The following is a 7,278-nucleotide window of genomic DNA, read 5'->3' on the forward strand; positions in this document are numbered from 1 at the left end:
TCGCAGCCCAAGAAACAGGTGAATTTCGTGAGCCAGCCTACGCCAGCCGTGCGTACCTTCCAAGACTTGATCCTCGCGCTCCAGCAATACTGGGCCGAGCAAGGTTGTGTGGTACTTCAGCCCTACGATATGGAAGTAGGCGCCGGCACTTTCCACACCGCGACCTTCCTGCGCGCCATCGGCCCGGAAACCTGGAACGCCGCCTACGTGCAGCCAAGTCGCCGTCCAACTGACGGCCGCTACGGCGAAAACCCGAACCGTCTGCAGCACTACTATCAGTTTCAGGTAGTCCTGAAACCGAACCCGGACAACTTCCAGGAGCTGTACCTGGGCTCCCTCAAGCATGTCGGCCTGGACCCACTGGTCCACGACATTCGCTTCGTCGAAGACAACTGGGAATCGCCGACCCTCGGCGCCTGGGGTCTGGGCTGGGAAGTCTGGCTCAACGGGATGGAAGTCACTCAGTTCACCTACTTCCAGCAAGCGGGCGGCATCGAGTGCTACCCGGTGACCGGCGAGATCACCTACGGTCTGGAACGTCTGGCCATGTACCTGCAAGGCGTGGACTCGGTCTACGACCTGGTCTGGGCTGACGGCCCGATGGGCAAAGTGACCTATGGCGACGTGTTCCACCAGAACGAAGTGGAACAATCCACTTACAACTTCGAACACGCCAACGTCGACAAACTGTTCGAATTGTTCGACTTCTATGAAGGCGAAGCCAAGCGCCTGATCGAACTCGACCAGCCGCTGCCGTTGCCGAGCTACGAAATGGTGTTGAAGGCCTCGCACACCTTCAACCTGCTGGACGCGCGCCGGGCGATCTCGGTGACCGCGCGTCAGCAATACATTCTGCGCGTGCGCACCCTGGCGCGTTCCGTTGCGCAAGCCTACCTGCTGGCTCGCGCCAAGCTGGGCTTCCCGATGGCGACCCCGGACCTGCGTGACGAAGTACTGGCCAAGCTGGAGGCTGCACAATGAGTGCGCAAGATTTTCTGGTTGAACTGGGCACCGAAGAACTGCCACCCAAAGCCCTGAACACTTTGGCCGACGCGTTCCTCGCCGGTATCGACAAGGGCCTGCAAGCCGCCGGCCTGAGCTACGAGACGAAAACCGTCTACGCCGCGCCGCGTCGTCTGGCTGTATTGATCACCGCGCTGGCCACCCAGCAGCCGGATCGCAGCATCAACCTGGACGGCCCGCCACGTCAGGCGGCGTTCGACGCTGAAGGCAATCCAACGCAAGCAGCCTTGGGCTTTGCCAAGAAGTGCGGCGTCGATCTGAGCGAAATCGACCAGAGCGGCCCAAAACTGCGCTACAGCCAGAACATCGCCGGCAAGCCGACCGCGAGCCTGCTGCCGACCATCGTCGAAGATTCGCTGAACGACCTGCCAATCCCGAAACGCATGCGTTGGGGTGCGCGCAAGGAAGAGTTCGTGCGTCCGACCCAATGGCTGGTGATGCTGCTCGGCGACCAGGTCATCGACTGCACCATCCTCGCGCAGAAGGCTGGCCGTGACTCTCGTGGTCACCGCTTCCACCACCCGCAAAGCGTTCGCATCGGCTCGCCGTCGAGCTACCTCGCCGACCTGCGCGCCGCTTATGTGTTGGCCGATGCCAACGAGCGTCGCGAGATCATCAGCAAGCGCACCGAAGAACTGGCCACCCGCCAGGAAGGCACCGCAATCGTTCCGCCGGCGCTGCTCGACGAAGTGACCGCACTGGTTGAATGGCCGGTGCCGCTGGTGTGCTCGTTCGAGGAGCGTTTCCTCGACGTGCCGCAGGAAGCACTGATCACCACCATGCAGGACAACCAGAAGTATTTCTGCCTGCTGGATGCCGACGGCAAGTTGCTGCCACGCTTCATCACCGTCGCCAACATTGAAAGCAAAGATCCGCAGCAGATCATCGCCGGTAACGAGAAAGTGGTTCGCCCACGCCTGACCGACGCCGAGTTCTTCTTCAAGCAAGACAAGAAGCAGAAACTCGAAGTTTTCAACGATCGCCTGAAGAACGTGGTGTTCCAGGAAAAACTCGGCAGCGTCTACGACAAGGCCGAGCGCGTTTCGAAACTGGCGGCTTATATCGCCGCACGCATCGGCGGCAACGCGTCGTGGGCTGCCCGCGCTGGCCTGCTGTCGAAGTGCGACCTGGCCACCGAAATGGTCGGCGAGTTCCCGGAGATGCAAGGTGTCGCCGGCTACTACTACGCCCTCAATGACGGCGAGCCGGAAGATGTCGCGCTGGCACTGAACGAGCAGTACATGCCACGCGGCGCCGGTGCTGAACTGCCGGCGACCCTGACCGGTGCCGCCGTCGCGATCGCTGACAAACTGGACACGCTGGTCGGCATCTTTGGCATCGGCATGCTGCCAACCGGCAGCAAAGACCCGTACGCCCTGCGCCGTGCGGCTCTCGGCGTGCTGCGCATCCTGATCGAGAAACAACTGGATCTGGACCTGAACGACGCCGTGGCCTTCGCCGTGAATGCGTTCGGTGCCAAGGTCAAGGCTGCCGGCCTCAACGACTCCGTGCTGGAATTCATCTTCGACCGTCTGCGTGCGCGTTACGAAGACGAAGGCGTGGACGTGGCGACCTACCTGTCGGTACGTGCCCTGAAGCCAGGTTCGGCGCTGGACTTCGACCAGCGTGTACAAGCGGTTCAGGCCTTCCGCAAACTGCCGGAGGCGGCAGCGCTGGCGGCGGTCAACAAGCGTGTTTCCAACTTGCTGAGCAAGCTTGAAGGCGCTGTACCGACTGAGGTACAGGCCAAGTACTTCGACAATGCCAACGAGTTCTCGCTGTATTCGGCGATCCAGCAAGCGGATCAGGCTGTACAGCCAATGGCCGCCGCGCGTCAGTACAACGAATCGCTGGCACGCCTGGCGGCATTGCGTGAACCGGTGGATGCGTTCTTTGACGCCGTGATGGTCAATGCCGAAGACGCCAATGTGCGGGCCAACCGTTACGCGCTGCTGGCGCGACTGCGTGGCCTGTTCCTGGGCGTGGCCGACATTTCGCTGCTGGGTTGAGGGATTGCTGTTGAAACTGCTGATTCTCGATCGTGACGGAGTGATCAATTACGACTCCGACGCTTACATCAAGTCGGTGGAGGAGTGGATTCCTTTGCCCGGCTCGATCGAGGCGATTGCGCAGTTGAGCAAGGACGGCTGGACGGTGGCGGTCGCCACCAACCAGTCAGGCATTGCTCGCGGCTACTACGACCTCGCCACCCTCGACGCCATGCACACGCGCTTGCGCGAACTGGTGGCGGAGCAGGGTGGCGAGGTCGGTTTGATCGTGTATTGCCCGCATGGGCCGGACGAGGGGTGCGATTGCCGCAAACCTAAACCGGGGATGTTGAAAACCATCGCGGCGCATTACAACATCGAACTGACCCATGTCTGGTTCGTCGGTGACAGCCTTGGTGACCTGGAGGCCGCCAAAGCCGTCGATTCACAACCCGTTTTGGTAAAGACCGGGAAAGGCGAAAAGACTCAGGGCAAAACCCTGCCGGTTGGCACTCTGATTTTTGACGATCTAGCGGCGATTGCCGCAGAACTTATCCACAACTAGAGTACTTCTGAAATTCCTGACCAGGGATTGATCGGGAGTGCGCTTGAACAGTCGGGCATTGCCCGTAACGGTAAACGTCGCCATGTCGATACTGCGGGCCATCAGAATCTTCCTCTTTTACCTGCTGCTGGGCACCACCTCCTTGCTGTGGTGCAGCCTGAGCTTTTTCATCGCGCCCTTTCTGCCATTCAAGGCGCGTTATCGTTTTATCAACGTGTACTGGTGCCGTTGCGCCTTGTGGTTGACCAAGGTGTTTCTGGGTATCCGTTACGAAATCAAAGGCGCGCAAAACGTGCCTGACCAGCCCTGCGTGATTCAATCGAACCACCAGAGCACTTGGGAGACGTTCTTTCTCTCCGCGTATTTCTCGCCGCTGAGCCAGGTGCTCAAGCGCGAACTGCTTTACGTGCCGTTCTTCGGCTGGGCCATGGCGATGCTGCGGCCGATCGCAATCGATCGCGACAACCCGAAAGCCGCGCTTAAACAAGTCGCGGCCAAAGGTGATGAACTGCTCAAGGACAACGTTTGGGTGCTGATCTTCCCTGAAGGTACACGCGTTCCTTTTGGCACTGTCGGCAAGTTCTCCCGCAGTGGCAGCGCTTTGGCGGTAAATGCTGCACTTCCGGTGCTGCCGATTGCACACAATGCCGGCAAATTCTGGCCGAAAATCGGCTGGGGGAAAAAATCCGGTGTGATCACGGTGGTCATCGGCGAGCCGATGTATGCCGAAGGTACTGGCCCCCGCGCCATCGCCGAACTCAATGACCGTGTGCAAGCGTGGAACGAGAAGACCCAGCGCGACATGGGTTCACTGCCACCGGCCCCACAAGCCCCCGCCGCCAGCGATCAAATGGCTGTCTGAGATTTTGTGGATAACCTGTGTACGGTTTTGTTGAAAAAGCTTGAATATTCAATATAAGAGATTGATTTACTTATATATTTCCCAAGCTCATAAAACGCCGTAAATGGTGCATAAGTTTTTTTCGGATGTAAAAAAACCGGCTGATATAGCCGGTTTTTTGTATCTGTTTACTCAGGGATCAGCGGCAACTCAAGGACAAACGTGGTGCCCTGATCAACCACGCTGCGGCACTCGATGCGGCCACCATGGTGATCGACCACAGCCTTGACCATCGACAGGCCCAGGCCTACACCATCAATGCCTTGGGCGGATGAAAAACGCCGGTACTGACTGAACAAATCCGGCAGTTCCTGCGCGGCAATGCCCTTGCCCTGATCGGTCAACTCACACTGCAGCCATTCGCCGCCACAACTGACACGCAGCGCGATCCGGCTATCCGCCGGGCTGTATTTGATCGCGTTTTCCAGCAAGTTGAACAAGGCACGGGTCAGCAACCCCTGGTCGGCCTGTATCAGCCGCTCCTGAGATTGCTCATCCATGTCGTGAAACACATCGATGCGTTTTTGCTGGGCAATGGGTAAGACCTGATCCAGCACGTCGAGCACCAACATCGCGAACAACGTTGGCTGAAACTGATAGGCCTCAGATTCGGCGCGCGCCAGCAGCACGAAGCCATCGGTCAGATCCAGAGCGCGACGGACCTGACGCTCAATCTGTTCAAACAACGGCGAGTCAGCACCAGCCTGATGACCGTGGACGTCGAGCAACGCGAGAATCGCCGAGTGCGGAGCACGCAGATCATGGGAGAGAAAGCGCAGCAACACACCGCGCTGTTCTTCCGCCGCGCGTTCAGCACTCAGATCTGTCAGGCTCAACAGCCAGCCGATGGGCGTGTCACCGTCTACCGGCAGCAGTGCCGCACGTTCCAGGCGCAGACTGCGTTCCTTGTGATCTCTGAACTCCAACAGTGGCAGCGCGGACAACAGTGGGTGTGGCTCGGTAGACAACTCTGGATAACCGAGGCGCGCCAGTTGAACGAGGATATCGTCGCCCACCAGTTGATTTTCGAAGAGATGGCGAGCCTTTCGATTGCCCAGCAGGATTTGCCCCTTTGGATCGCTGATCAGTGTCGCGACCGGCAGGTATTCCAGGCCGTCAGCGATGAAACGCCGGGTATCACGGGTGCGGCTCATGGCTTGCTCAAGCGCCATGATCTGGCCCTGCAATCGATCGGCGCCGGTGAGTTGTGTGCGGCGTCGTTCGGGAAAGACTTTCGGCTCGCTGTCCAACCGCGCCAACTCCCAACCGAAGTAGGTCAACACCACACTCAGACGTCGCCAGTTCCAAATCAAATAGCCGAACAACATGCCCAGTACCGCAGGTGTCGGCGACCACCAACGTCGCATTTCAGCGAGCCCGGCACTGGCCATCAGCGCACACGCCATGCCTGTCAGCGTTATCCAGAGCGCCCAGCGCGGACGCCAAAGCAGCAAACCCAACACAAACGCCACCATGCCGACCGACAGCATCGCTCCCCCCCCAGGACCCGCAGCGTGCAGGTTGATCTGCGCGCGATAGGACAGCAATGCAGTCAGCGGCAACAGCACTAGACTTATCCACAACCACTCGCGTACCAACTGTCGAAACAGTCGCTGCACTTGGCTGGGTTCACGACTTTCGTACCGACGCCGATCATTCATGGGAAAAACGGCAGGGGTAGGTGAATGGTTTCATAGGCCACAGGTCTGAAGACGTAGAACGGAGAATCATAGCGGACGTCGACCAATGGCGGCCGCATACTTTCATAGCGATGGGCGAGCCGGTATTGTCGACACCCCACCGCCCCAGCAACAGGGAAGAACCGCGTATGCGCGTTGCAATACTGGACGACGAGCCCGCCGAACTGCGCCGGGTCGAGCAAACCCTGCAACAAATGGCTGAAGTCGGAGACCAGCCATGGTCACTGCACAGCTTCGAACGTGGCGAAGACCTGCTGCGACAGTTACGCCGGGAAACCTTCGACCTGCTAATCCTCGACTGGCAACTCCCCGACCTCTCCGGCCTGGCCCTTTTGCGCTGGACCCGCGAACACATGGAAGCACCACCGGCCGCGATCATGCTTACCAGTCGCGACGGAGAAAGCGATATCGTCCAGGCGTTGAATGCGGGAGCTGATGACTATGTCAGCAAACCGTTTCGCCCCAACGAACTGAAGGCTCGAGTTGCTGCGGTACTGCGCCGACACAGTCTGCAACGTACAGCCGCTACTGAAGTCCGCTGCTTCAATGATTTGACCTTCGATGACGCCGAACTGAGCGTCACCCGCGAAGGCAAGGCGATCGTCATGACGGAGCGCGAATATCGGTTGGCGCGCTGTCTGTTCAGCAATCTCGGTCGGCCGTTATCACGCGACTATCTTTACGAGCGCTTCTGGCCCCATGAAGAAGTGGCTTCCTCGAGACCTCTGGATACCCACATTTATCGCCTGCGCAACAAGCTAGGACTCACAGCGGATCGGGGTTGGCAACTGCTGACAATTTACGGTTATGGATATCGGTTAGAAAGTGTGTCGATAGCGAAGTAAGCGTCCGAACGCTACCCTACCTCCAAGATAGTGCGCACTAAAAAATGGTGTCTACTATCCTGGCTAATTTGGAGAACGATCAGGAGTGGGTGACCGGACAGTTACTCTAAGGAAGCTTTTTCGAGCCAAAAAACAAAACCCCAACTGCTTTCGCAATTGGGGTTTCGGAATTTAATCTTGACGATGACCTACTCTCACATGGGGAAACCCCACACTACCATCGGCGATGCATCGTTTCACTGCTGAGTTCGGGATG

The 7,278-nt window shown here is 58.7% G+C and carries 6 protein-coding genes and 1 rRNA gene; 5 read left to right on the forward strand and 2 right to left on the reverse strand.

Annotated features, from left to right (window positions below; translation table 11 throughout):
• Positions 1 to 27: 27 nt before the first annotated feature.
• The 4 genes from glyQ to AACY50_RS15800 all read left to right on the forward strand — a co-directional run bounded on the left by glyQ (position 28) and on the right by AACY50_RS15800 (position 4,438).
• Complete coding sequence (glyQ, locus tag AACY50_RS15785; protein WP_034152298.1) at positions 28 to 981, forward strand: glycine--tRNA ligase subunit alpha; 954 nt, start codon at positions 28 to 30, stop codon at positions 979 to 981.
• Positions 978 to 3,032 (forward strand): glycine--tRNA ligase subunit beta, encoded by a 2,055-nt coding sequence (gene glyS / locus AACY50_RS15790; RefSeq protein WP_339508366.1) that lies wholly within the window; start codon positions 978 to 980, stop codon positions 3,030 to 3,032. Before glyQ ends, glyS begins: the two co-directional genes overlap by 4 nt.
• A 4-nt stretch (positions 3,033 to 3,036) precedes the next feature.
• Positions 3,037 to 3,576, forward strand: a complete 540-nt coding sequence (gene gmhB / locus AACY50_RS15795; protein ID WP_339538822.1) for a D-glycero-beta-D-manno-heptose 1,7-bisphosphate 7-phosphatase — start codon at positions 3,037 to 3,039, stop codon at positions 3,574 to 3,576.
• 82 nt (positions 3,577 to 3,658) lie between these two features.
• Positions 3,659 to 4,438 (forward strand): lysophospholipid acyltransferase family protein, encoded by a 780-nt coding sequence (locus AACY50_RS15800; RefSeq protein ID WP_339432318.1) that lies wholly within the window; start codon positions 3,659 to 3,661, stop codon positions 4,436 to 4,438.
• Between the two features lie 167 nt (positions 4,439 to 4,605).
• Here AACY50_RS15800 and AACY50_RS15805 read toward each other — a convergent pair whose 3' ends face one another.
• On the reverse strand, positions 4,606 to 6,138 hold the full coding sequence (locus AACY50_RS15805; RefSeq protein ID WP_339538823.1) for a sensor histidine kinase: 1,533 nt from the start codon (positions 6,136 to 6,138) through the stop codon (positions 4,606 to 4,608).
• 167 nt (positions 6,139 to 6,305) lie between these two features.
• On the opposite strand from AACY50_RS15805, the gene AACY50_RS15810 reads away from it, so the two are divergent.
• The gene (locus tag AACY50_RS15810) at positions 6,306 to 7,022 is read left to right on the forward strand and encodes a response regulator transcription factor (protein WP_339432316.1); all 717 of its coding nucleotides are present in this window, start codon (positions 6,306 to 6,308) and stop codon (positions 7,020 to 7,022) included.
• A gap of 175 nt (positions 7,023 to 7,197) precedes the next feature.
• On the opposite strand, the gene rrf is transcribed toward AACY50_RS15810, so the two are convergent.
• Positions 7,198 to 7,278: ribosomal RNA gene (gene rrf / locus AACY50_RS28795) — 5S ribosomal RNA — on the reverse strand; the annotation flags it as partial.

Origin of the sequence: Pseudomonas sp. RA_15y_Pfl2_54 (assembly GCF_963971015.1) — a bacterium.
GTDB lineage: Bacteria > Pseudomonadota > Gammaproteobacteria > Pseudomonadales > Pseudomonadaceae > Aquipseudomonas > Aquipseudomonas baetica_A.